Source organism: Maribacter litoralis (genome assembly GCF_003075045.1).
GTDB classification, from domain to species: domain Bacteria; phylum Bacteroidota; class Bacteroidia; order Flavobacteriales; family Flavobacteriaceae; genus Maribacter; species Maribacter litoralis.
On the sequence record NZ_QCZD01000001.1, the window covers coordinates 722,388 to 746,183 of the forward strand.

Genomic DNA, 23,796 nt, shown 5'->3' on the forward strand with positions numbered 1-23,796 from the left:
ACTACTTATAATCTTTAATGAGCTGACCGAGACATTTCAGTGCATCATCCACTTTATTGTTCCATTCCAAAGCATAGCTTAGTCGCATACAATTATAATATTGTTCTTGTAAAGTGAATATTCTACCAGGTGAAAAACGTACCCCGTTTGCTACGGCAGACTTATATAAAACTCTAGTATCTATATGAGCTGGTAATTGGACCCACAATAAAAAACTGCCTTGGGGCCTACTTACTTTGGTTTCCTCTGGAAAATATTTACCAATTGCTACCAAAAATTGTAAACTATTTGCATGTAATCTTTGTCTTAGTTTCCTAAGGTGATGATCGTACCTACCCTTTTCTAAAAATAACGATACCGCTTCTTCTGTGACAGTAGTTGTGGTAGAAGAAACGTATAGCTTCAACCTGATTACCTCAGCTTTGAACTTTCCTGGTGAAATCCAGCCTATTCTATATCCACTAGATAGTGTTTTTGAAAACGAACTACATAATAATACCAACCCTTTTGTATCGTACGTTTTACAAGTGGTAGGTCTATGATCTCCGTAATAAATCTCACCATAAATATCATCTTCAATTAACGGTATATTGTGCTTTTCAATGATTTCTACCAATGCTTTTTTTGAATTATCAGACATTGTATTTCCCATCGGATTACTAAAATTGGAAATTACCGCTACAGCTTTAATTTCGTTAGTATCGATTGCCGTTTGTAATGCTTCCGTATCCATTCCATACAGCGGATGCGTAGGTAGTTCAATTACACGTAAACCAAGCGTATTTGCCAATTGTATCAATCCGAAATACACAGGACTTTCAACAGCAATCGTATCTCCAGGCCGGGTAACTGCCATTAAAGCCAGTGATAATGCGCTGGTACAGCCAGAGGTAATAATCACATCGTCTTCGGTAAGGCCACCACCCCGAAGTGCCGATCTTTGAGCTATTTGTCGTCTTAATTTTTTTCTACCTAAAATATCACCTTGTATCGTTCCTCCATGTGTTAAGACACCTATTGCCTCGTGCAGTACCTTATTTAATTTAGCTATCGGCAATAGCTTTTCTGACGGAACGCCCAATGATAAATTAACAACAGTTTCAGCATTTATATTTTGAAAAAAATCTATTATTAATTCCGTATTCTTACCTAATATAGAACTGGGATCTGGATTACTCATAGCCGGACTATCAGGTAAAGTATGGGCACTAAAAGTCACATAATAACCCGATCTAGGTTTAGATGCTATTAAGCTTTTGGATTCTAGATAATAATAAGCCTGTAGTACAGTACTAATACTTACGCCATATTGCTGTCCCATTATCCTGGTAGACGGTAATTTGTTTCCCAATTTTAAAACACCACTCTGAATTTGCCTTTCAATTTTATGACCTATTTTTAGGTATAAAAAATCTTTATTATCAAGGTTCTTCAACTGAATAAATTAAATCTGTACTGGTTAAATTTACAAAAACTGAATCTGTTATGGTATCTATAAATTGTTCAATTTTGAATGTGATAATTAATAACAATTCTAAAAACATATAAAAATGAGCAGCACAAGTTTAGTACAGAACCAAATGTATAAAGAAGTGGATGAGAAAATCATTTTTGAAAAAGCGTCACAATTTGCAAAAGAATACTTAGAAAGTGTTTTTGAACGAAATGTATATCCCACAGAAGAGGCTTTAGCAGACCTAGATAAATTTGATGAATCTATGCCGTTAGATTCTACCAATGCTAATGATGTAATCCAATTTTTAAATGAATACGGTTCTCCTGCGACAGTTACCACAACAGGTGCTAGATACTTCGGCTTTGTTTCTGGTGGCGCCATACCTGTAAGTTTAGCTGCAAAAGTAATATCTACATTTTGGGATCAAGCTCCGGCCATGCACGTGCTCTCCCCTATTGGATCAGTACTAGAAACTGTTGTTGAGAAATGGTTAAAAGAGATTTTTAATCTTCCTGCAAGTACTGTTGCTGGTTTTGTTAGCGGAACATCTACGGCTAATTTCTGCGGACTGGCAGCTGCGCGCTTTAGATTACTATCCAACCTTAATTGGGATATTAACAATAAAGGTTTGTTCAATGCACCTCAACTACGAATTATTACTGGTAAACATACACATTCTACTATTCTTAAGGCAATCGGACTTTTAGGATTTGGTAAAGAAAATATTGAATGGGTAGATGTGGATGATCAAGGTAGACTAGAACTATCAAGTTTACCCCAATTAGATGATAGAACTATTTTAATTCTACAAGCTGGGAATGTTAATAGCGGTTCTTTTGATAATTTCTCCGAGCTATGTGCTATAGCAAAAAAGGCAGGGTCATGGGTACATATTGATGGTGCTTTTGGTCTGTGGGCCGGTGCCGTAGATAAATTAAAGCATTTAACAAAGGGTATTGAAGGAGCCAACTCTTGGGCTGTTGACGGACATAAAACATTAAATACACCTTATGACTGTGGTATTGTGCTGTGCAAAGACGAAGACGCCATTAAATCTGCGCTACATATGGCGGGAAGTTATATTGTTACAAGTGATGAAAGAGATGGAATGTTCTACACACCCGAAATGTCTCGCAGGGCTAGGGTAATTGAGCTTTGGGCAACAATGAAATATTTGGGCAAAAAAGGTATTGATGAAATGGTTTTGGAAATGCACAAAAGGGCAGTTCAATTTTCAACGGAGATTATGGAAGTAGAAGGATTTTCAGTTTTGAACGATGTGGTTTTTAATCAAGTACTAGTTTCATGCGCTGATGATGACTTAACGGATAAAGTCATGAAAAGGGTTCAAGAGTTACGAGAATGTTGGGCAGGCGGTTCTGTCTGGAATGGCAAGAAAGTAATCAGAATCAGTGTTTGTTCATGGGCAACAACTGCATCTGATATTACACGCTCTGTAAACTCCTTTAAACATGCATTAAATGAAATATCTTAATAAATCTATGATTCAAATTACCTTGAAAGGAATGTCTGGATAATTAAATCAGTAATATAATTTCATTTAATTTTGCCGCATGGTCAGAAATGTACAGTTACGATTAACTTTAAAGGAAGAAGCAACCCTAAACGGATTACAAATTCGTACGGCAAAATATCTAGGACTAGAAGAAAACTCCTTTAAAATTAAGGTACTGCGCAAATCTATAGATGCACGAAAGCCAAAAATTGTATTCAATTACAAATTAGCCGTATACATTAATGAACCCGCCCCTAACGATACACTGCATTTTAAATATAAAAATGTATCAAAAGCTAAACCAATTCATATTGTAGGGTTCGGACCTGCAGGTATGTGGGCTGCGCTACGCTGTTTAGAAATGGGATATAAACCCATTGTTTTAGAACGCGGTAGTAATGTTAAAGACCGTAGAAGAGATTTAAAAGCCATAAACCAAGACCATCAAGTAAACCCAGAAAGTAACTATTGCTTTGGTGAAGGTGGTGCCGGTACGTATTCTGACGGAAAGTTATATACCCGTAGCCTTAAACGTGGTGATGTTCGTCGCATTTTTGAAAGCTTGGTATTTCACGGTGCTACAGACCAAATTTTGATAGATGCGCATCCGCATATTGGCACCAATAAACTTCCTAAAATTGTTCAGAATATTCGTGAGGTCATTCAGCATCATGGTGGTGAAATTCATTTTAATACCAAGGTGACCGATTTCGTTATCAAGGAAAATAGGCTAAAAGCCCTTGTTTTAAACGAAACCGATGAAATAGCTGTTGAACGTGTGATCTTGGCAACGGGACATTCGGCTCGCGATATATTCGATTTACTGCATAAAAAAGATATCGCTCTAGAAGCAAAGTCATTTGCTATGGGAGTTCGTATAGAACATCCGCAGCATATTATTGATAGCATACAATATCATTGCTCTGGTGACCGCAGCGAATTGCTACCAGCGGCATCATATAGTTTGGTCGAACAAGTGAAAGACCGTGGCGTGTATTCATTCTGTATGTGCCCTGGCGGATTCATAGTTCCCGCTGCAACTTCACCAGGTGAGGTTGTTGTAAACGGAATGTCTCCATCCAAACGAAACAACCTGTATGCCAATTCGGGTATTGTTGTAGAAATTAATGTCGATAAAGATATTCCGAAGTACGAGAAATTTGGAGCATTGAAAGGACTGGAATATCAGAAGAATTTGGAACGATTGGCTTTTACCTCAGGCGGAAGAACACAAACTGCACCCGCCCAACGATTGACGGATTTTGTAGAAGGAAACCTTTCTGTAGATTTAAATCCGACCTCTTATCAACCAGGACTTAATTCCGCACCTTTGCATTCATTGCTGCCAAAATTGATAGGAAGCAGATTACGACAAGGCTTTAAAGCTTTCGGCGATAAAATGCATGGCTATTATACTGCCGAAGCAAATATCGTGGGTGTAGAATCTAGAACCTCATCTCCCGTAAGTATTCCACGAAACGAAAAATTGGAGCACCCTGTAATCAAAGGTCTTTTTCCTTGTGGTGAAGGTGGTGGTTATGCTGGCGGAATCGTTTCTGCAGCTATGGACGGAGAACGTTGTGCCGAAGCCGCTATGGCAGGGTTGTAAGTTCAAGTGCAAGATTCAAGTTCAAGTTCAAGTTCAAAAATGAGTTGTTGGTTGTTGGAAATTAAAAAAATTAGCAAGCTAAATATGCCTGATTAGGCACTAATGAAAAAAAGTCCATTCTCTATATTCTATTTTCTAACTTATAACTTCTAACTTCTTACTACTTTGTACTTTATACTTTGTACTTTGTACCTCGTACTTCCCAACTTCTACCCCTTACGCCATCTTAGGCTTGTTAGCTTTTGTAATGAAGTTCAAATCTCTTTTGATTCTTGAGTTTTTGAATTTGTATAGTCTAGCTACTTCTGTATTAGCTTCTGCTTTTACTTCATTTGTAGTTTCAGTAATGATACTCATTTCAATCGTTTCAACTTTAACCTCTGAAGTTGTGTTTTGAGCTTGAGCAGTGAAGCTTAAAAAGATTATGAAGATGATAGTTGCTAATGTTTTCATGACTTGCGTTTTGTTACAATATTAAAACGCTGGAGACCTTGTTTTGCTAGATGATGAATCGCTGAAAAACACTGTATTCTCGTTACTTGACAAAGATTCGGACTAAGTGTAAAATCGCATCGATAAACGACATTACCCCCAAAAACACCTTACCGATTTTTGATGTCGTTAATCGACAAATGATGTTTTAAATACAAGTTCAAATACAAGCGTAAACTCAAAAGTCAAGTTTAGAATGAGTTGCTGGTTGTTGGTTGTTGGTTGTTGGTTGTTGAAAAAATGAAAATTTCCCTTTACTAAATAAGCTTGGATTAGGAACTAATCAAAAAAGTCTATTCTCTATATTCTATTTTCTATTTTCTATTTTCTAACTTCTTAATACTTCTTACTTTGAACTACCTAGTACTTCTTACTTAATACTTTGTACTTTGTACTTCGTACTTTAACCTCACTTTACATTTCCTTCCACATTAAAGCGTACCTTTGCATCTTATTAATATTTTATGACATTTAAAGAACTCGGCCTAGCCGAACCAATCCTAAAAGCATTAGAAGCTGAAGGATATACTCACCCTACTCCAATTCAAGAACAATCCATTCCTATATTACTTCAAGGCATAGACCTTCTGGGAGTGGCACAAACAGGTACTGGAAAAACAGCCGCCTTTGGTATTCCTATTTTACATCAGTTGTATGAGGGTATTAGCTTAAGACAGACGAAAAGAAAAGTAAAAGCTCTTATTGTTACGCCTACCCGTGAACTAGCTATTCAAATTAGCGAAAGTCTTACCGCATATGGTAAGTATACAGGGCTACGAAATACCGTGATTTTTGGCGGAGTAAAGCAAGGGAAACAAGTAAACGCACTTAGAGGTGGGGTAGATATTTTAGTGGCTACTCCGGGTCGTTTATTAGATTTAATGAATCAAGGTTTTATTTCTTTTAGAGATTTAGAGCATGTAGTACTTGATGAAGCTGACCAGATGTTGGACATGGGCTTTATACATGACATCAAAAAAATCATTGCAAAATTACCTCCCAAGAGACAATCATTGTTCTTTTCGGCTACTATGCCAAAAGATATCGTGGAGCTTTCTAGAAAAATGTTAGGCGATTTTGAACGTGTTACCATTAAGCCAGAACAAGCTACAGCAGAAAAAGTGGAACAGGGAGTTTATTTTGTTAGCAAAGCAAACAAGCCTAAACTTTTAATTCATCTTATTAAGGAGAATCCTGAAAATACCTTAATTGTATTCTCAAGAACAAAGCATGGCGCCAATAAGATTGTAAAGAAACTTGACCAAGCCGGTATTCGTTCTGCAGCCATACATGGTAATAAATCGCAAGCTGCAAGACAGAAAGCATTAAGCGCTTTTAAAGATGGTAATCTTAAAGTGTTGGTAGCTACCGATATTGCCGCAAGGGGTATCGATGTTGAAGACTTGTCATTAGTTGTAAATTACGATTTACCAAATGTATCTGAAACCTACGTTCACCGTATTGGTAGAACAGGGCGTGCAAATGCTAGTGGTACGGCACTTTCTTTTTGTGATAAAGATGAACGACCTTACCTACGCGATATCGAGAAACTAATAAAGCAGTCGGTTCCACGTATGCCAGAGCATCAATTCGTAGATGAAGATACTCCGAAAGACACCGGTAGTCATCCTTCTCAACCACAAAGAAAACAGGGAAATTCGCGTAACAAAAATAGAAACCGAAACAGGCCTGGTGGTAACAACTTTAGAGGTAAGAATAATAGGAATTCGAGCAGACCTAAAAAACGTACTGATTCTAATAGAAGCGAGTAGCTTCTGTTAGAATTTTTATCTTTAGCAAAACATTTTATCACAATGAAAAAGCAAATGGTTGTTTATGGTAGCGGTCGCCATACCGTACCTTTCTTAAATTATATTGCTAAAGCTACTGGCAAGGAAAAACCGAATATATGTTTTATTCCTACGGCTAGTGGTGAGGACGAGAAGTATATTGCTTCTTTCTTTGATGTTTGCTCTGAGATAGATGTTAATCCGCATGTATTATCAGTTTGGATCAACTCTTACGACCAAAAAGAATCGTTCGAGGAAATCATTTCTCGTATGGACGCTATTATAGTTGGTGGTGGCAACACTTTAAATATGCTTGCTATTTGGAAAGCACAAGGTATAGATGTTGCTCTTAAAAAAGCTTATGATAACGGTGTAGTTATGGGTGGTGGTAGCGCAGGATCTTTATGTTGGTTCAATGGCGGCACTACGGATTCTAGACCTAAAGAATTAAGTATCGTTGGTGGTATGGCCTTTATTGACAAAAGCCACTGCCCGCATTACAACTCAGAAACTTCACGTAGACCCTTATATTTCGAGAATATTAAAACAGGTAAACTTTCAGATGGTTATGCCTGCGACGACCGTTCTGCAATTCATTTCATTGATGGTGAAGTTCATACTTCAGTTTCCTTAAACGATGAAAATCATTCTTATTACGTGTATTTGAAAGATGGTGAAATTGTTGAAGAATTGATACCGAGTACCATTATATCGTAAATAATAGAAGCCCGTTTGAGTATTGTACTTATTTTTCCATGAATTAAGCACTTACAACCCACCCCTAGCCCCTCCCTTGAGGGGAATAGCTTGTCCGTGTGACAAATTAATATAATGGAAACCAACTCGGTAACCTATGAAGCTAAACTCGACAAAAGCTCGCAAAAAAACGTATCCATCCCCTCCAAAGAGGTTAATTGTTAGTTGCTTCAATAGAACCAATTCATAGAATGGTTCTTATTACTTGAGATTTAAAAAACACTAGAAACTCACAAATAACACCCACCCCTAGCCCCTCCCAGGAGGGGAATAGTTTGAACATATTTTTAATCCTTCGCGATAAATTTCACAAGACGATTTTAAATTACTTGTAAATCAAAAGCTCGCAAATAAAATATCTAAGTCTCCCCTCCCGGGAGGGGATTAAGGGGTGGGTAATACGAATGGTGATTCAACCTGCTAGTACTCTCGTTAGCTTACAAACCCTTATAAGCCTTCAACACATTCTCTATTTTAGCTTCGGTCTCTTCATCTATATTTTGATGTTCGGGGTTTTCCAATAACCACTTTATTGTCCTTTTAATCCCTTCCGAAAAGGGAATAGTGGCCTTGAAACCGGGTACAAAAGTTTTGATTTTCGTATTATCAAATAAGACACTTTCTGCCTTATCCGCTAATAATGTCCCTGTAAACGAGGGTTCTATTTTACAGATAAAATCAGACGCTATATGAACTACTTTTGCTTCTTCCCCTAAAGTATCAGCTAAAATCTTATAAATCATATTCCAGGTCAACACCTCATCTGATGTGATATGAAAAGCGTGTCCTATAGCAGTTTGTAATCCTAACAATCCCACAAATCCTTTTGCAAAATCATCTGAATGTGTCACTGTCCATAATGAAGTTCCATCGCCATGTATTATAATTTCCTTACCATCCAAGATTCGCTGTGCGGTATTGAATTTATTGAATCCGCCAATGGCAATCGGTATCACGGTGTCATAGGTCAAGGAAGGTCGCACAATGGTAATCGGGAATCCTTCTTCTCTATACGCCTTCTGTAAACGATCTTCACACTGAATTTTACCTTGTGAATAATCCCAAAGATCATTGTGCAACGGAGTAGATTCCGTAATCACCGGATAACTTAATGGCGTTTGGTAACACGATGCCGAACTTATAAAGATGTATTGCTTGGTCTTACCTTTAAACAGTTCAATATCTCGCTCTATATCATCGGGAGTAAAAGCTATCCAGTTCACCACCACATCCCACTCGTGCTTTTTCAATTCCGTTAGCTCATGAGGCTTATTGATATCTCCTATAATACTATGCGCGCCTTCAATTTCAACCTTGGCTTTTCCCCTATTCAATAGGTACAGATCCATTCCTTTGGCTACAGCCAATCTACTACTTGGTGTACTGATATTTCCTGTTCCTCCTATAAATAATACCTTCATTTTTATATTTTAGTTCTGATAATCAATTAAATAACAAGCTACACATCTCTGTAAAATGTTAATCCGTTTTTGAATGGGTCGTAAAAAGCAAACTCGCGAGTACCCCAAGCTGTTTCCCGTAATAACGTATGGGCATGAAAAACGTCTACCCTAGAAAATTCATTGTATAAGGCTTCGATATTTTGCGCAACAATACGTAACAAAGGTCTGTCCATTTCTACATCCCACATTTTTTTATCATGCCATTGCAAATGAATTTCTATATCATCCCTTAAAATACCTGCGTATTTAGGGTTCTTAGCATCATCGGCAAAAGCAATTCTAAAGCCCAATCTATTCACATAAAAGTCTAGTGCCTCAACAACATCCCATACCGGCAGTACAGGGTGAATTTGATGTAAAAAGCCTTTTTCTTCCATATTGTGAAAATACAAAAAGTCTAAGGCAAAACTTCTAAGAAAATGTTATTTCCTACGGGTTCGAATTAGCTGATCAAGCTATTAAATTACTACTATTATCATTATCTTCATCCCTACATTTCAAACCAAAAACAACACCATGAAAATTCTCTTGAAAACGCTTATTTTTCTGCTGTTTACAACAGTGGGCACTGCTCAAGTATCTTCTAACCTTGAGCTTACCGATATTTTTAATATGGAATATGTTTCTGACCCTCAGATTTCTCCTGATGGAAGTAAAATTATCTACGTTAGAAATTTTAAGGATATTATGACGGACAGAAATTTATCGAATCTTTGGATCATAAATTTCGACGGTACGCAAAACAGACCTTTAACGACCGGTAACCAGAACGACTACTACCCACGTTGGTCGCATGACGGTAAAAAAATCATCTTTAAATCGAACAAAGAAGATGAAAAAATGAAATTATATCTCATGTGGATGGACACTAAAGAGATTGCCCCGTTGACCAACACTCCAAAAGCACCTGGTTCCGTAAGTTGGTCTAATGATGACCGTTACTTAGCTTTTACCATGTTTGTTCCAGAGGCAGAACAGTCTATTGTAAAACTACCTGCAAAGCCAGAAGGCGCTAAGTGGAATAAACCGCCAACCTATATAGACAAACTAAATTATAGAGGAGACGGACAAGGTTACATTAAAGGCGGACACAATCAAATTTTTACCTTATCTATAGATGGTGGTACTCCAAAACAATTAACGACAACATCGTTTGACCATGGTGCCCCTGTTTGGAGCAAAGATGATAAATCGCTTTATTTCTCGGCAAACTTTAACCCCGATGAGGCTTTTGAGCCTGCAAATAGTGAGGTTTATACCTTAGATATAGCATCTGCCAAAGTTTCGGCTTTAACTTCTAGATATGGACCTGATAATTCCCCAAAAGTATCTCCTGATGGAAAAATGATTGCATACACAGGTACCGATGATAAGTTGCAAGGGTACCAGATTACAAACCTTTATGTAATGAATACCGATGGTAGCAACTCAAAATTAATTTCCGAGAATTTTGATCGAGATATTGCCAATGTACAATGGGCAAATGATGGTAAAGGCCTTTATTTTCAGTATGATACGGAAGGGGCTACGAAAATAGGGCATATTACATTAGACGGTAAAGTAACTACCCTTGTTGAAGGACTTGGAGGATTATCATTGGGCAGACCATACAATGCTGGAGATTTCACGGTTTCTAACAATTCAAAATTTGCTTATACTTTAGGTAATACCGAACACCCATCTGACCTTGGAGCTGCCGATAAAAAAGGGTCTAAAAGACTGACTTTCGTAAACGATGATCTTTTCTCATTTAGAGATTTAGGCAAAACCGAAGAAATTTGGTGGGAATCTTCTTTTGACCAGAAGAAAATTCAAGGTTGGGTGGTGACTCCGCCAAACTTTGACCCAAATAAAAAATACCCATTTATTCTTGAAATTCATGGCGGACCATTTACTAGCTACGGTTCTGTGTATAGTGCAGAAATACAGGCATACGCTGCGGCAGGCTATGTAGTTCTTTATAGTAACCCACGTGGTAGTACCAGCTACGGAGCGGAATTTGGTAATCTTATTCACCACGACTACCCTAATCATGATTATGAAGATCTTATGAGCGGTGTAGATGCCGTTATTGAAAAAGGGTATGTAGATACCGATAATTTATATGTCACCGGTGGTAGTGGCGGCGGAGTATTAACTGCTTGGATCGTTGGTAAAACAGACCGATTTAAAGCTGCCGTAGTTGCAAAACCTGTTATCAACTGGACAAGTTTTGTACTATATGCCGATGGTGCCGCATTTTTCTCAAAATACTGGTTCGGTAAAAAACCTTGGGAAGACCCAGAAAACTATTTTAGACGCTCCCCATTAATGTACGTTGCCAATGTTACTACACCAACAATGTTATTAACAGGAGAAGAAGATTACAGAACACCTATAGCAGAATCTGAACAATTCTATACCGCATTAAAGTTAGAAGGTGTTGAAACCGCTATGGTTCGTATACCTGGTGCGGGACACGGTATTGCGAACCGACCTAGTAATTTGGTGGCTAAAATTGCAAGTGTTCTAGCTTGGTTTGAAAAATATAAAGATGCAGAATAGCATGAAAAAAGTGATTTTTGTTCTAACATTTCTCATCTCAACAGCTATACTATATAGTCAAGAAATAGCTGTTTTGACCTATAATATTAAATATGACAATGTTAATGACACGGTGAATAATTGGAATGATCGTAAAGTTGACATGGTTAAACTTTTAGGGCATTACAACCCAGGTATTATTGGCATGCAAGAGGTGCTACACCATCAATTGACGTATTTAGACGAACAACTTTCTGATTATAGCTATATTGGTGTTGGGCGTGATGATGGGAAAGAAAAAGGAGAGTACTCCCCTATTCTATTTAATGCTAAAAAATTTAAACTCATACAGAGTGAAACATTTTGGCTATCTGAAACCCCTAACGAAATATCGGTCGGTTGGGACGCTTCAATGGAGCGTATTTGTACGCACGGTTTGTTTGAAGATGTAGCCACTAAAAAACAATTCTTGGTTTTCAATACGCATTTTGATCATATAGGTACTGTAGCTCGTGAGAAATCTGCCGAACTCATTATCTCCAAAATAAAGGAGATCAATACCGATAAGCTTCCGTTGGTATTAATGGGAGATTTAAATTTAAATCCCTCGACAAAACCTATTCAATTCTTACAGAAAGCCCTAACGGATGGTCAACATAGTACAAAAAAAACGTTCTACGGACCGTCAGGAACATTTAGCGGATTTGACCAAAACCGGGTATTGTCTAACCGAATAGACTACATTTTTGTGAAGAATTTTGAAGTTTTAGAATATATTCATATTGATGATAGAATGGAAAACAACAAACATATTTCTGATCATTTGCCGGTATTTGCAAAGCTTTTAATAGATAAATAATCAACTAAAAATAGAATCACGTAAAAAGCCTCTTAATTTTAAAAATCAAGAGGCTTTTTCTTTATAAATACTGAAATTAACTAAAGTTCAGATACCAGACTTTTGTATATAAAAGCTTTGTTACCGCTTGGTAATTTTATATGTGCCCAATTTTCGGTATATCCTAATAGCGATAATGTATCGTTACGTTTAACTTCACCCAATTTAATACCTGCAACCTCAGGTGCATTTCTAATATTGGCAACCACTGACGATACTTTTAAAAATTTTGATATACTGATTAACCTTTGAACATCTGGTTTTTCTGTTAGCTTCACAAATGGAAGTGGATTAATTGCGCCTTGAACAGACTTATAAATTCCGAAATGTAAATGTGGTGCCGTGGTTCGGGCATTGCCCGTATTTCCTACCAGCCCCAAAGTATCACCGATAGTTACTTTATTGCCGGTTGACACCAATATACTATCTAAATGCGCATAATAAAGCGATTTACCAAAGAGTCCGGCTCTTAACCAAACTTGTTTTCCGCCCAAGCCCCTTTCTCCTGTAGAACTTACCATACCATCAACTGCGGCTACTACCGGGGTGCCTCTTGGTGCAAATATATCTATACCCTCATGACTACGTGCACCGCCATCTCTAACGGCTCCCCAATAGCTTTGTATGGCATTATTATCTTTACCAAGCACAGGAAAACCAAAACTGGGTGACGTATACATTTGAAAGGTGAACGCCCCTTGCGAATCTAATTCCGGTTGTATGGTAATTTTATAAATTCCGGTTTCAGCAATAGGTATTTTGACTTCATTTTCACCCAATTCATTTTGAAATATACCTGTAAAACTACTATCTGGGTTTACTTTAATCAGGTTAATAAAATTTCGAATTCCTAAAACCTTATTTTCTATGGCAACATTGAATATTTCTCCCTCATTTAAAAAAACGGTATAGCTGTACACCGTAATGCGTTCTTTATAATATTCCCCATGTTCAGAATAAGGCAGGCGTATTTGCAAGCTATCGCCCTTTGCATTTTTAAACGCCAGTTTCCAACTGCTATAACGTAATGAGTCTAAGTTTTCAAATTCTCGCGCATAGAGTTCTCTTGCCGTAGGCTGTACAATTACATCGGCAACTTTTCTAATTTGCTTACAGCTAAACACCATTACCATAAGAAATAGAAAAACACAAGCTTTAATTTTTGTACTTGAACTCATTTATTTTTAAAAACCATTTTTAGAAACGAAAAATCGGACCTTGTTCGGGTCCGATTTACATTTTATTCGTATTAAATTATTTCTTTAAAAAGGAAATTAATATTTCATTTAATTCATCGGGGTGGGTTACATTAAGACCATGAGGAGCTCCCTTAATAACTTCTAATGTACTGTACTTAATACCATCATGCGCTTGTTTTGCAGACGTTTCAATTGGTACGGTTGCGTCGGCATCACCGTGTACAATCAATGTCGGTACCGTAACATTTTCCAACTCTGATCTAAAATCGGTATGCATCCAAGCTAAAGCTGTTTGTATGGTTGCCCTTGGCGATGCGAATGAAGCAATGGTAAAGTCATAATCCAATTGAGCCCGACTTATTCTCTCTCCTTCATTTTCATCAAAATTGTAAAAACCTTTACTGAATTCTTTTAAGAACCCTACTCTATCTTTTTGCAGCGCATCTATAATTCCCTCCAAAGCATCTTCTGGCACCCCATCCGGATTATCAGATTTCTTTTTGACCAATGGTATAATTGAACTTATCAATGCAGCCTTGGCAATTCTACTAGGTCCGTATTCGGTTAAATAACGAACTACTTCTCCGCCTCCCATTGAAAAACCAACGACAATTGCATCTTTCAATTCCAATTCTTCTATAATTGCATTTAAATCGCTTGCCAATGCAGAATAATCATAATCATCCCACGGTGAAGATGATGTGCCAAAACCTCTACGGTCATATGATATACAGCGGTAACCTTCCTCTACAATTTTCCAAACTTGTTGCTCCCAAGATTTTCTACTTAAAGGCCAGCCATGTATTAAAATAACGGGTTGACCGCTACCGTAATCTTCATAAAATATATCTACTTGTTCTTTTGCTTTTGTATTTGTTATAAATGGCATATTCTAATTTTAAAATTCCATTTCAAGATAATAAGGATCTTATAATTTATATAGCACTAAACATTAAATAATTGGTTCTAAAAGCAATTACTTAATACCTTTATACTTACCTAAAACCATAGTCCATGTTTATCCCTGAACATTATCAAAACCAGAACACTAAAGAGATACATAGCTTTCTAAAAGAAAATAGTTTCGGTATCCTTATAAATACGTTTAATGGCAAGCCTTGGGGTACGCATATTCCTTTAGAATTGAGCAAAAATGGCCATAACAAAGATGTACTTGTTGGTCATATTGCCAAGGCGAACTTACAGAGTAAAAATCTTACTAACGGCGATGAAGTACTATGCATTTTTAATGGTCCGCACAGTTATATTTCTTCTTCATGGTATAAAGCGGAAGAAGTACCTACTTGGAACTACATAGCTGTTCATGTCTACGGTACGGTTAAAATTCAGACATCAGAAGAATTGCTCAAATCTTTACATGAGCTGGTAGATAAGTATGAACAACAATCTGAGCAGCCTATTTCCTTAAATGACATGTCTAAGAAAACCATGCGGCAAGTGAGCGGAATTATTGGTTTTGAAATTGAAATAACTGATATACAAGCGGTAAACAAATTATCACAAGGTAGAGAACATGACCACCCAAAAATTATATCTGAACTAGAAAAACAAGGTGCATCTGAAAAAGCAATTGCGGAGGAAATGAAAAAGAGATCACCTGAACAAACTAGTGATCAAGCTAATATTTAATCCTATTGAGTTGCTGTCCCCCATACTTTTCAGGTAATTTTAACTTGAACATTTTACCCCTAAATATCCTGTAATTATGCATGAAGAAGTAACGATTTTTGAGTTCAATAAAACCAGTAACCGAAAAGAATGGGAATTGGTCAATGATGAAGTCATGGGTGGTCTTTCAATGGGGCTACTACAAATAGATAGTGATGGCAAGGGTATTTTCAGCGGACATGTATCATTAGAAAACAACGGAGGTTTCTGCCTGATCAGGCACGATATTGAACGTATTTCTGTAGAAAACTATTCAAAATTCATTATTAAAATAAAAGGTGATGGCAAAAAATATGCTTTTCGTTGCAGATCAGGTGAACATCAACGACATACCTATAGTTATAGTTTTAAAACCACCGAAGACTGGCAAACTATTGAGATCCCTTTTAATCAAATGGAAGCTGTTTTTAGGGGCGAGGACTTAGAACTACCAAATTATCATGGCGATTTTCTTACTCAAATTGCCTTTATAATTAAAAATGGAGTTGCGGAAGATTTTAAGTTAAAAATCGATAGCATCAAAATCGTGTAAGCCAAACTTGAAGATAACAAATTTCAAAGAATTTGCCATTGACCATAATCATTTTTAATCTCCAATAAATTATATAAGTTTAGGTAATCAACCACCAAAACTATGATTTATCAAATTACATCTTTAAAGAGATTGATAGTCCCTTTTAAAGTAGATGCTCTCTTACCTAATATCTTGATATTAATACCAAGGGTGTTTACCGGATATCTTCTTGCCTTCGTTTTTGCCATTAACAAATTTGGGACACCTTGGACGCCTAAATCAATAAATCTTCATTTGTTTGAAGTGGCGGATTGGTTCGTAGACCTTACCAAGGAATTTGGACTACCCTTTACCTTGATGCCCGAAATTTTTGCTTGGTCTGCAGGGTTAACTGAAGCATTAGGCGGTCTATTGTTACTAATTGGTCTCAATACCAGAATTACGGCATTCTTTATTACTACCACAATGTTCATTACCATTGCATTTAGACCTTGGGACCCGTCATGGAATATAATTCCCACATTTATGTTTTTCTGCTTAGGGCTATTTTTTATGGGATTTGGTTCTGGAAAATTTGGACTGGATTATTTGATAACTAAGAGATAAATCATCATTTGCTTTCTGTTTATTTTCAAAATTTCACAATTCAGCATATGCATTCAACAGTTCAGTGATTAGCTTTTTTAAAAGATATGGTTATAAGGCATCTTTGAAATAATCAATTAATCTTAAAACCTTTAAAAATGAAAAAGTTATTATTTACCATTACCGTATTAGCAATGACATTAACAATGAATGCACAAGAAAACGAAAGCATTACATTAACCGTTATTATTGAAAATGTTTTGAACGACGACGGCCATATTTTAAGTGGACTTCACACTCCTGATACTTTTATGAGAGCAGAAGGAATAAAAACGAGCAAGAACAAAGCCGAAGCTGGCGAGTTGGTGTTAACCTTTGAAAATATTCAACCAGGCGACTATGCTTTTTCTGTATTGCACGATGCTAACGATAACAACCGCATGGATTTTGCCACCAATGGCATGCCTACAGAGGATTATGCCATGAGCGGTAATTCAATGCCTATGGGACCTCCGACATTTAATGACGCCAAGTTCACAGTTACCTCAGAAGACATGGAATTAAGACTACGTTTCTAAGATAAAATCAATCACATATAACAGTTGAAATAGGTCATGATAATGGTTTTTAGTAATTTTATAGCTCTAAATCATTTACATGACCATTACGCAATTACAATATGTTCTAGCTGTTGCCGAATACAAGAATTTTACTTTGGCGGCAGAAAAAAGTTTTGTTACCCAACCTACTTTAAGTATGCAGGTACAAAAGCTTGAAGATGAGCTTGATATACTTCTTTTTGATCGTAGTAAAAAACCTATCACCATTACTGAAGTTGGTAAAAAAATTGTTGATCAAGCAAAGAATATTGTAAATGAGGCTGCGCGTATAAAAGATATTGTTGAGCAAGAAAAAGGATATATTGGCGGGGATTATGTATTGGGAATCATACCAACAATTATGCCCACATTGTTACCCATGTTTCTTAAAAACTTTATACAGAAATACCCAAAAGTAAATCTGATCATAAAAGAACAAAACACGGAAAGTCTAATTCAAAATATTGAAGATGGACATATAGATGCCGCTATTGCAGCAACACCGTTAGAAGTAGATTTCATTACTGAAAGACCTTTGTATTATGAACCATTTGTAGGTTATGTTCCAAAAGAGCATCGTTTAGGCAACAATAGCCAAATTACACCCGAAGATTTAGATATTGAAGATATTCTACTGTTGCAAGACGGTCATTGTTTTAGAGAAGGTGTTTTAAATCTTTGTAAAACGCCTAAAATAGGGGGAGAACATTTTAGCCTTCAAAGTGGTAGTTTTGAAACACTTATCAATTTATCCAATGAAGGTTTAGGTATGACACTTTTACCTTTCTTGAACACTCTAGAACTTGACGAACAAAAGAAAAGGCATCTTAAATATTTTAAAGACCCCTCACCAGCACGAGAGGTAAGTCTTATTTATCATAAAAAAGAATTGAAAGTACAGATTACCGAAGCTTTACGAGATGTAATTACCGGTATTGTTCGCGGTGCCATCGCATTTCAAGATGTAAAAATTATTAGTCCGCTGAACAAGTAAAATTACTCCTTATCAAATCTATACAAACACCCCTCAATACAAATACCAGGGTAAGATGGTGATAGCGTTAATCTGGTTTTGCTTTCATTAAAGTCTGCGGTAAAGCCCAAGGTATCTCTTTCTTCTTCTATAATACTATACAAATAAAGCTCTCGCTCAATAATTTCATACGAACCAGTATTGATGGTTTCTTTATTGAAGGTTGTTCTTTCATAATTACCGAATTCATCGAAAATATAGCGGTAACCTTCGTCTACATCTTTCCATTCGGTAGTACCACCTGGACTTACATAAGATGCCGTCAACAACCACTCTCCTACCAAACCGGTTTCATCTATGGGAATACCATTAGAATCATCGTTCTCGCAGGCAAAAAGTAAAGAAATAAAAATGATAAGAGTAAGTTTAAAACGCATAGTTCTTTTTAAACTAGATGTGGAAATTAAAAAAGGTTGCTCAAAAAAAAGAGCCACTTTACGTGGCTCTTACTTATGCTTTTAAATAAACTAAACTTTGTTTTAACTCTGGCTTGTCCGTTATAAAACTTTCTAACCAGACTTTTAATTCTTCTACCTCTTCAGGTAGTAACGTCTGTAAGGCTTTCTTTAATTCTTTACAAAATAGTAAGGTATCAAAACTAACCTTCTTAAGTACTGTTTTACTATACTCTAGCATAGACTTAGACATTTTGTTGTTAGATTAATATGTTCGTTGTTGCATAAAGATAAACAGAAATTCAGAATTAATATTGTTTATCAAAAGTTAAAGTAATATTCTTCATGTTAAATTTTTACGGGTTTCATAAGTATTCTATTTTGTACTTTCGAATAGATGAAAAATTTTATACTCATTATTGCCTTGGTTTTACTGCTAATTTCGTGTGGTTCAAATAAAAGTTTCATATCAAAAAGCTTGGACAAACATTTAGCTACCTCTTTTTATGAGAACCAATTTACTGGAGTTTTGGTTATCGATGTAGCATCAAAAGACACCTTGTATAACCGTAATGCTCAAAAGTATTTTATACCAGCTAGTAACACCAAAATTTTCACACTTTTTGCCGCATTAAAAACACTCCCAAACCAAATACCTGCTTTGCAATACATTGAACAAAACGACACCCTGTATTTTCAAGGTACGGGCGATCCTTCGTTTCTACATCCGTATTTAAAAGATTCTACCGCATTTAATTTTCTAAAGAGCAAAAGCAATGTAGTCTTTGCGACGGATAATTTTATGGATTCAAAATACGGACCCGGTTGGGCCTGGGACGATTACCAATGGTATTATTCGCCAGAACGTAACGCCTTACCGTTATATGGAAATGTGGTAATGATCAAGAAAAATCCAGAACTAATGGTGTCACCTTCATACTTTAAAGATAGTGTTCTGCTAATTAGCACTACTGAAAACCGGAAAGAGACTTCTAACATATTTTTTTATCCTCCCCAGAAACAAGACACTTTAGAAACACCTTTTATAACCAGCATAGCAACCACTAAAGCAGTATTAGAACAAGTACTAAATAAAAATATTAGCACAAGAGCCAGCATGCCAACAGGTGTTAAAAAAACTTTATACGGCATACAGGCAGATTCACTCTACATTAGAATGATGCACGAAAGCGACAATTTTATAGCCGAGCAATTATTGATTTTGGCTGCATCTGAATTAAAAGATACGCTAAACAGCTCTTTTGCTAGAAACCACATCTTAGAAAATGAACTGAGCGATTTAAAACAAGAGCCAAGATGGGTAGATGGCTCCGGTTTATCGAGGTACAACCTATTTACCCCGCATAATTTTGTGCATGTTTTAAGTGAATTGTACACCCTACTACCTCAAGAACGACTTTTTACAATTTTTCCTGCCGGTGGAGTTTCAGGTACGTTGAAAAATAAATTTAAAGGTGATGACAAGCCTTATGTTTATGCTAAATCGGGTAGTTTAAGCAACAACTATTGTTTAAGCGGCTACCTTTTGACAAAATCTGGTAAAACCTTGATTTTCAGCTTTATGAACAATCATTTTAAGAAGGCTACACGTGATGAAAGAACACAGCTAGAGCGTATGTTACAAATCCTTAGAGACCATTATTAATTAGCGAAGCTTTGCTGATAAATGTTTGTCATATTTCTCTTTCAACATCTTAATTTTAGGTGTAATATGTGTTTTACAAAAAGGTTTCTCGGTATCATTAAAATAGTAATTATGATATCGTTCTTCAGATGATGTAAATGCCCCAAAAGGAAGGATTTCCGTAATCAACGGAGTCTCAAAATCTTGCTGTACATCAGTTATAATTCCCTTTAATGCAAGCTCATCATCCTGTTTAAAGAAATAAACTGCTGATCGGTATTTAATCCGCATAGAATGATTTTCTGTGCTTTTATGGGTGTCTAAGTGAATCGCAACTAAATCTTTCAATTCAATAACATTAGCATCATAATGTACAATTACAGCTTCGGAAAAAGCTGTAAGATGTTTTTTTGGCGCAATGAAACCCTGTTCAACTTTTACAACTCCGTTTAGTGACATAAAAACAGCTTCCGTACACCAATGACAACCACCACCAAAGCCGACTTTATGTACATTTTTCATATTCTAAGAGTCGGTTTTAAGCCTTTAAACTAACGCATTCATTTTTGCGTATTGCAGCAACATAATGGTTTTTGCATCTTTAATTTCTCCGCTCGCTACCATCTTCATAGCGTCATCGAAATCTAACTCCAACACTTCAATATTTTCGGTTTCATCTTCGGCTCCACCACCTTCTCCAATCTTCATACTTTCATCATATTCACCAACAAATAGATATAGAATTTCGGTCACCGAACCTGGAGACATATAAGTTTGAAACACCTTCTGTACGTTACTGATTTTATAACCTGTTTCCTCTTCCGTTTCTTTACGCACGCAATCGGCAGGATTATCACCATCTAAAAGTCCCGCACAGACCTCGATCATCATGCCATCTTCATTACCGTTCACGTATGTCGGCATTCTGAACTGCTTTGTAAGCACAACGGTCTTCTTTTTAGAGTTATATAACAAAATAGCTGCTCCGTTGCCTCTATCATAGGCTTCACGTTCTTGTGTTTCCCAGCTGCCATCTAGTTTTTGATATTTATAGGTGTATTTATTGAGTGTATACCAATTATCTGATAACAACTTCTTCTCAACGTCTTTTATGCTTCCGTTTTTCAATGATAATGATTTATAATTTCATCATAAAGATAAAACAGAAGAACCTAAAACAAATAGAAATAAACTACGTCCTTAATATGCTAACATTAATAGCTTCAAAATGGTCATCTAGCAAAAACTCTTGCTATCTAAAATTGTTTTTATTTATCTTTTCGATACGAACTCTAAACAACCGACTACCTTGAAACCATTTTACATTTACTTCATTTTACTTCTAGCACTAATTACATCTTGTAAAGAAGACCAAAACACCAATAGTACCAAAGATTTGCCCAAAATAGCCATCGCCGGTTTGGGTATTGAAAGTAGTACGTTCTCCCCTGCCCTTTCTACAGAAGAGGCGTTTCACGCCAAAGTAGGCGACTCGGTGTTTACGAGATATCCATTTTTACAGCCAGATTCGCTAAACAGAAATAGAGCAGAATGGGTGCCAACACTAGTTGGTAAATCTTTACCTGGTGGCACGGTAACGCGTGAAGCCTATGAGTCATTGGTGACTAAAAGTTTGAAGCTCTTGGAAGAGAACAAACCGTATGACGGACTTTTTTTTGATATTCATGGCGCAATGAGCGTTGTTGGCTTAGATGACCCAGAAGGTGATCTAATAATGCGTATTCGTGAAGTTATAGGAGATGACGTGCTAATTTCAACATCGATGGATTTACATGGCAATGTATCTGAACGATTAGCAAAACACACCGATTTGATTACGGCTTACCGTATGGCTCCCCATGAAGATGCCATTGAATCTAAAAAGAGAGCGGTCACCAATTTGATAGATCGTCTTGAAAGCGGTAAAGGAAAACCTGCATTTAAAGCATGGGTTCCTGTACCGATTTTACTACCCGGTGAAAAAACGAGTACCCGTATTGAACCCGGCAAAAGTCTTTATGCAAAAGTACCTACCGTGGCAGACCAAGAAGGAGTAATCGATGCTGCCATATGGATCGGTTATGCCTGGGCAGATGAACCACGTAACCATGCGGTAGTAATGGTTACCGGTGATGATAAAGAAAAAGTGGCGAAAGGTGCCGAGAGATTAGCGCAAAGCTTTTGGGATGTACGTAATGAGTTCGAATTTGTAGCGCCTACTACAACTCTGGAGGAAAGCTTAAAATTAGCTTTAGCGAGTGATAAAAAACCCTATATGATAAGCGATATGGGCGATAACCCAACTGCTGGTGGAGCCGGTGATGTTACGTGGACTTTAAAACAGTTATTATCTAGACCTGAATTTGCATCTAAAAATGGTAAATCTCTTATTTACGCCTCTATACCCGGACCTGAATTTGTAGAAAAAGCCAAAAAAATCGGTGTTGGAGGAAAAATTAAAGCAGAAGCCGGTGCTGCAGTAGATGATAGATTTGCCGGTCCTTTAAGCTTAGAAGGGACTATTACCGCCATAAAAGAGGGCGATGTAAATGCCGAAATCGAAGTAGTGGTGAAAGTGGGCAATATTGATGTTATAGTTACCAAAAAACGAAAGCCCTACCACCACCTCAGCGATTTTACCAATTTAGGATTAGACCCTAAAAACACAGACATTGTGGTGGTTAAAATTGGATATTTAGTTCCAGAATTGTATGATATGCGTGGAGATTGGACTATGGCACTAACCCCTGGCGGAGTTGATCAAGATTTAAACAGATTAGGCTATAAAAGGATTAAACGACCTATGTTTCCATTAGACAGTACCATGAGTCAGCCAAATTTAAAACCTAGATGGATCCCTGCTGCGAACGCTGAATGATCAAACTGAAATAGCTTTGTTTAAATAGCGCCTAAAGGGTAACATTACTAAATAGTACTCAACCAATTGATCATCAAAATCACTCTTATGAGTATCATTGGTTGAAAACTCTCTGGCTACAGCAAAGGTCTTATTTTTAAGTAAATCTATATGCTTATGATCTTTGGCAAATCCTTTTGGTGCATTGGTAAGCTTAACATCTTCATATAGTCCTCCAAAACGAGTTTTGAAGGACTTTTTATTTAAGATTTTCACTAATTCTTCTCCGTCATAATCAATGGCATCGCGAACACTTCGTAATACTTTTGGCTCTGGCCTCCATAATCCGCCGGCAAAAATGCATCGGTCTATGCCCAATTCGAAATAGAAATCCGCTGTTTTTGGCTTCTTGTCGAATCCCGCTCCAAAATGATCTTTGTATACTGGCTTATTCGGATGAAACATTAAATTATTGTTGATTCTATTAATCCCTTTTTTACCGGGCGTATCGTAATATTCATCATCAATAGCATTTAATCTACTATTCATACTATTTAACCATTCTATATACTCATCACGAACTTGCTTGTACCATTTACGATTGACATCCATCCATTCCTTAGAATTATTCTTCTGCAATTCTTTAAGAAATTCAATTTGATTTTTAAAACTCATTCGTTGGTTCGCGGTTGTTGGTTGTTGGTTGTTGGAAAATTAAAATACAAACTCAAGCTCAAAAATCAAATTCAAATTCAAATTCAAATTCAAATTTACATC

The 23,796-nt window shown here is 36.7% G+C and carries 24 protein-coding genes; 13 read left to right on the plus strand and 11 right to left on the minus strand.

Annotation, left to right across the window (positions count from 1 at the left end):
* Position 1 precedes the first annotated feature (1 nt).
* A complete protein-coding gene (locus tag DCS95_RS03435) occupies positions 2–1,435 on the minus strand; it encodes an aminotransferase-like domain-containing protein (RefSeq protein WP_116769425.1) in 1,434 nt (477 codons plus the stop codon).
* Between the two features lie 115 nt (positions 1,436–1,550).
* On the opposite strand from DCS95_RS03435, the gene DCS95_RS03440 reads away from it, so the two are divergent.
* Both DCS95_RS03440 and DCS95_RS03445 read left to right on the plus strand, forming a co-directional pair.
* Positions 1,551–2,951 (plus strand): pyridoxal phosphate-dependent decarboxylase family protein, encoded by a 1,401-nt coding sequence (locus DCS95_RS03440; protein WP_116769426.1) that lies wholly within the window; start codon positions 1,551–1,553, stop codon positions 2,949–2,951.
* 79 nt (positions 2,952–3,030) lie between these two features.
* The gene (locus DCS95_RS03445; protein ID WP_116769427.1) at positions 3,031–4,581 is read left to right on the plus strand and encodes an NAD(P)/FAD-dependent oxidoreductase; all 1,551 of its coding nucleotides are present in this window, start codon (positions 3,031–3,033) and stop codon (positions 4,579–4,581) included.
* A 216-nt stretch (positions 4,582–4,797) separates the two neighbouring features.
* Here the strand turns inward: DCS95_RS03445 and DCS95_RS03450 are convergent, their stop codons facing one another.
* Positions 4,798–5,034, minus strand: coding sequence for a hypothetical protein (locus DCS95_RS03450; RefSeq protein WP_116769428.1), 237 nt, complete (start codon positions 5,032–5,034; stop codon positions 4,798–4,800).
* Positions 5,035–5,537: 503 nt separating this feature from the next.
* On the opposite strand from DCS95_RS03450, the gene DCS95_RS03455 reads away from it, so the two are divergent.
* Positions 5,538–6,845, plus strand: a complete 1,308-nt coding sequence (locus tag DCS95_RS03455; protein ID WP_116769429.1) for a DEAD/DEAH box helicase — start codon at positions 5,538–5,540, stop codon at positions 6,843–6,845.
* Positions 6,846–6,887: 42 nt separating this feature from the next.
* Positions 6,888–7,580, plus strand: a complete 693-nt coding sequence (locus tag DCS95_RS03460; protein WP_116769430.1) for a Type 1 glutamine amidotransferase-like domain-containing protein — start codon at positions 6,888–6,890, stop codon at positions 7,578–7,580.
* Positions 7,581–8,056: 476 nt separating this feature from the next.
* On the opposite strand, the gene DCS95_RS03465 is transcribed toward DCS95_RS03460, so the two are convergent.
* Together DCS95_RS03465 and DCS95_RS03470 are read right to left on the minus strand one after the other, a co-directional pair.
* Positions 8,057–9,040, minus strand: coding sequence for an SDR family oxidoreductase (locus DCS95_RS03465; protein WP_116769431.1), 984 nt, complete (start codon positions 9,038–9,040; stop codon positions 8,057–8,059).
* Between the two features lie 38 nt (positions 9,041–9,078).
* On the minus strand, positions 9,079–9,459 hold the full coding sequence (locus DCS95_RS03470; protein ID WP_116769432.1) for a glyoxalase superfamily protein: 381 nt from the start codon (positions 9,457–9,459) through the stop codon (positions 9,079–9,081).
* Between the two features lie 139 nt (positions 9,460–9,598).
* Between DCS95_RS03470 and DCS95_RS03475 the strand changes: the two genes are divergently transcribed.
* A complete protein-coding gene (locus DCS95_RS03475; protein WP_116769433.1) occupies positions 9,599–11,626 on the plus strand; it encodes a S9 family peptidase in 2,028 nt (675 codons plus the stop codon).
* A gap of 1 nt (position 11,627) precedes the next feature.
* Positions 11,628–12,464, plus strand: a complete 837-nt coding sequence (locus tag DCS95_RS03480) for an endonuclease/exonuclease/phosphatase family protein (protein ID WP_244178365.1) — start codon at positions 11,628–11,630, stop codon at positions 12,462–12,464.
* Positions 12,465–12,544: 80 nt separating this feature from the next.
* Here the strand turns inward: DCS95_RS03480 and DCS95_RS03485 are convergent, their stop codons facing one another.
* Together DCS95_RS03485 and DCS95_RS03490 are read right to left on the minus strand one after the other, a co-directional pair.
* Positions 12,545–13,681 (minus strand): M23 family metallopeptidase, encoded by a 1,137-nt coding sequence (locus DCS95_RS03485; RefSeq protein ID WP_116769434.1) that lies wholly within the window; start codon positions 13,679–13,681, stop codon positions 12,545–12,547.
* A 76-nt stretch (positions 13,682–13,757) separates the two neighbouring features.
* The gene (locus tag DCS95_RS03490) at positions 13,758–14,591 is read right to left on the minus strand and encodes an alpha/beta fold hydrolase (protein ID WP_116769435.1); all 834 of its coding nucleotides are present in this window, start codon (positions 14,589–14,591) and stop codon (positions 13,758–13,760) included.
* Positions 14,592–14,716: 125 nt separating this feature from the next.
* On the opposite strand from DCS95_RS03490, the gene DCS95_RS03495 reads away from it, so the two are divergent.
* From DCS95_RS03495 to DCS95_RS03515, 5 genes are all read left to right on the plus strand, one after another.
* Positions 14,717–15,352, plus strand: coding sequence for an FMN-binding negative transcriptional regulator (locus tag DCS95_RS03495; RefSeq protein WP_116769436.1), 636 nt, complete (start codon positions 14,717–14,719; stop codon positions 15,350–15,352).
* Positions 15,353–15,428: 76 nt separating this feature from the next.
* Entirely contained in the window at positions 15,429–15,923 is a 495-nt protein-coding gene (locus DCS95_RS03500) for a CIA30 family protein (protein ID WP_116769437.1), read from the plus strand.
* 102 nt (positions 15,924–16,025) lie between these two features.
* Positions 16,026–16,511 carry a DoxX family membrane protein gene (locus DCS95_RS03505; protein WP_116769438.1) on the plus strand — a complete coding sequence of 162 codons (486 nt, stop codon included), beginning with the start codon at positions 16,026–16,028 and terminating at the stop codon, positions 16,509–16,511.
* A 137-nt stretch (positions 16,512–16,648) separates the two neighbouring features.
* A complete protein-coding gene (locus tag DCS95_RS03510; RefSeq protein WP_116769439.1) occupies positions 16,649–17,068 on the plus strand; it encodes a DUF2141 domain-containing protein in 420 nt (139 codons plus the stop codon).
* Between the two features lie 79 nt (positions 17,069–17,147).
* On the plus strand, positions 17,148–18,083 hold the full coding sequence (locus tag DCS95_RS03515; protein WP_116769440.1) for a LysR substrate-binding domain-containing protein: 936 nt from the start codon (positions 17,148–17,150) through the stop codon (positions 18,081–18,083).
* 2 nt (positions 18,084–18,085) lie between these two features.
* Here the strand turns inward: DCS95_RS03515 and DCS95_RS03520 are convergent, their stop codons facing one another.
* Together DCS95_RS03520 and DCS95_RS03525 are read right to left on the minus strand one after the other, a co-directional pair.
* Positions 18,086–18,499 (minus strand): hypothetical protein, encoded by a 414-nt coding sequence (locus DCS95_RS03520; protein WP_164674108.1) that lies wholly within the window; start codon positions 18,497–18,499, stop codon positions 18,086–18,088.
* 73 nt (positions 18,500–18,572) lie between these two features.
* Positions 18,573–18,770 (minus strand): hypothetical protein, encoded by a 198-nt coding sequence (locus DCS95_RS03525; protein ID WP_116769442.1) that lies wholly within the window; start codon positions 18,768–18,770, stop codon positions 18,573–18,575.
* A gap of 225 nt (positions 18,771–18,995) precedes the next feature.
* Between DCS95_RS03525 and DCS95_RS03530 the strand changes: the two genes are divergently transcribed.
* Positions 18,996–20,183 (plus strand): D-alanyl-D-alanine carboxypeptidase/D-alanyl-D-alanine-endopeptidase, encoded by a 1,188-nt coding sequence (locus tag DCS95_RS03530; RefSeq protein ID WP_244178366.1) that lies wholly within the window; start codon positions 18,996–18,998, stop codon positions 20,181–20,183.
* Here the strand turns inward: DCS95_RS03530 and DCS95_RS03535 are convergent, their stop codons facing one another.
* A complete protein-coding gene (locus tag DCS95_RS03535; RefSeq protein WP_116769444.1) occupies positions 20,184–20,684 on the minus strand; it encodes a peptide-methionine (S)-S-oxide reductase in 501 nt (166 codons plus the stop codon).
* 24 nt (positions 20,685–20,708) lie between these two features.
* The gene (nudK, locus tag DCS95_RS03540; protein WP_116769445.1) at positions 20,709–21,290 is read right to left on the minus strand and encodes a GDP-mannose pyrophosphatase NudK; all 582 of its coding nucleotides are present in this window, start codon (positions 21,288–21,290) and stop codon (positions 20,709–20,711) included.
* 181 nt (positions 21,291–21,471) lie between these two features.
* Here nudK and DCS95_RS03545 point away from each other — a divergent pair, with 181 nt between their 5' ends.
* The gene (locus DCS95_RS03545; protein WP_116769446.1) at positions 21,472–23,040 is read left to right on the plus strand and encodes a M81 family metallopeptidase; all 1,569 of its coding nucleotides are present in this window, start codon (positions 21,472–21,474) and stop codon (positions 23,038–23,040) included.
* Here DCS95_RS03545 and DCS95_RS03550 read toward each other — a convergent pair whose 3' ends face one another.
* Positions 23,041–23,694, minus strand: coding sequence for a DUF2461 domain-containing protein (locus tag DCS95_RS03550; protein ID WP_116769447.1), 654 nt, complete (start codon positions 23,692–23,694; stop codon positions 23,041–23,043). It lies immediately after the preceding gene.
* Between the last annotated feature and the right edge of the window lie 102 nt (positions 23,695–23,796).

Bases quoted from the DNA above. Each gene is read 5' to 3' on its own strand.
- DCS95_RS03440 (WP_116769426.1), top strand. From the start codon at position 1,551: ATGAGCAGCACAAGTTTAGTACAGAACCAAATGTATAAAGAAGTGGAT.
- DCS95_RS03445 (WP_116769427.1), top strand. From the start codon at position 3,031: ATGGTCAGAAATGTACAGTTACGATTAACTTTAAAGGAAGAAGCAACC.
- DCS95_RS03450 (WP_116769428.1), bottom strand. From the start codon at position 5,034: ATGAAAACATTAGCAACTATCATCTTCATAATCTTTTTAAGCTTCACT.
- DCS95_RS03455 (WP_116769429.1), top strand. From the start codon at position 5,538: ATGACATTTAAAGAACTCGGCCTAGCCGAACCAATCCTAAAAGCATTA.
- DCS95_RS03460 (WP_116769430.1), top strand. From the start codon at position 6,888: ATGAAAAAGCAAATGGTTGTTTATGGTAGCGGTCGCCATACCGTACCT.
- DCS95_RS03465 (WP_116769431.1), bottom strand. From the start codon at position 9,040: ATGAAGGTATTATTTATAGGAGGAACAGGAAATATCAGTACACCAAGT.
- DCS95_RS03470 (WP_116769432.1), bottom strand. From the start codon at position 9,459: ATGGAAGAAAAAGGCTTTTTACATCAAATTCACCCTGTACTGCCGGTA.
- DCS95_RS03475 (WP_116769433.1), top strand. From the start codon at position 9,599: ATGAAAATTCTCTTGAAAACGCTTATTTTTCTGCTGTTTACAACAGTG.
- DCS95_RS03480 (WP_244178365.1), top strand. From the start codon at position 11,628: ATGAAAAAAGTGATTTTTGTTCTAACATTTCTCATCTCAACAGCTATA.
- DCS95_RS03485 (WP_116769434.1), bottom strand. From the start codon at position 13,681: ATGAGTTCAAGTACAAAAATTAAAGCTTGTGTTTTTCTATTTCTTATG.
- DCS95_RS03490 (WP_116769435.1), bottom strand. From the start codon at position 14,591: ATGCCATTTATAACAAATACAAAAGCAAAAGAACAAGTAGATATATTT.
- DCS95_RS03495 (WP_116769436.1), top strand. From the start codon at position 14,717: ATGTTTATCCCTGAACATTATCAAAACCAGAACACTAAAGAGATACAT.
- DCS95_RS03500 (WP_116769437.1), top strand. From the start codon at position 15,429: ATGCATGAAGAAGTAACGATTTTTGAGTTCAATAAAACCAGTAACCGA.
- DCS95_RS03505 (WP_116769438.1), top strand. From the start codon at position 16,026: ATGATTTATCAAATTACATCTTTAAAGAGATTGATAGTCCCTTTTAAA.
- DCS95_RS03510 (WP_116769439.1), top strand. From the start codon at position 16,649: ATGAAAAAGTTATTATTTACCATTACCGTATTAGCAATGACATTAACA.
- DCS95_RS03515 (WP_116769440.1), top strand. From the start codon at position 17,148: ATGACCATTACGCAATTACAATATGTTCTAGCTGTTGCCGAATACAAG.
- DCS95_RS03520 (WP_164674108.1), bottom strand. From the start codon at position 18,499: ATGCGTTTTAAACTTACTCTTATCATTTTTATTTCTTTACTTTTTGCC.
- DCS95_RS03525 (WP_116769442.1), bottom strand. From the start codon at position 18,770: ATGTCTAAGTCTATGCTAGAGTATAGTAAAACAGTACTTAAGAAGGTT.
- DCS95_RS03535 (WP_116769444.1), bottom strand. From the start codon at position 20,684: ATGAAAAATGTACATAAAGTCGGCTTTGGTGGTGGTTGTCATTGGTGT.
- DCS95_RS03550 (WP_116769447.1), bottom strand. From the start codon at position 23,694: ATGAGTTTTAAAAATCAAATTGAATTTCTTAAAGAATTGCAGAAGAAT.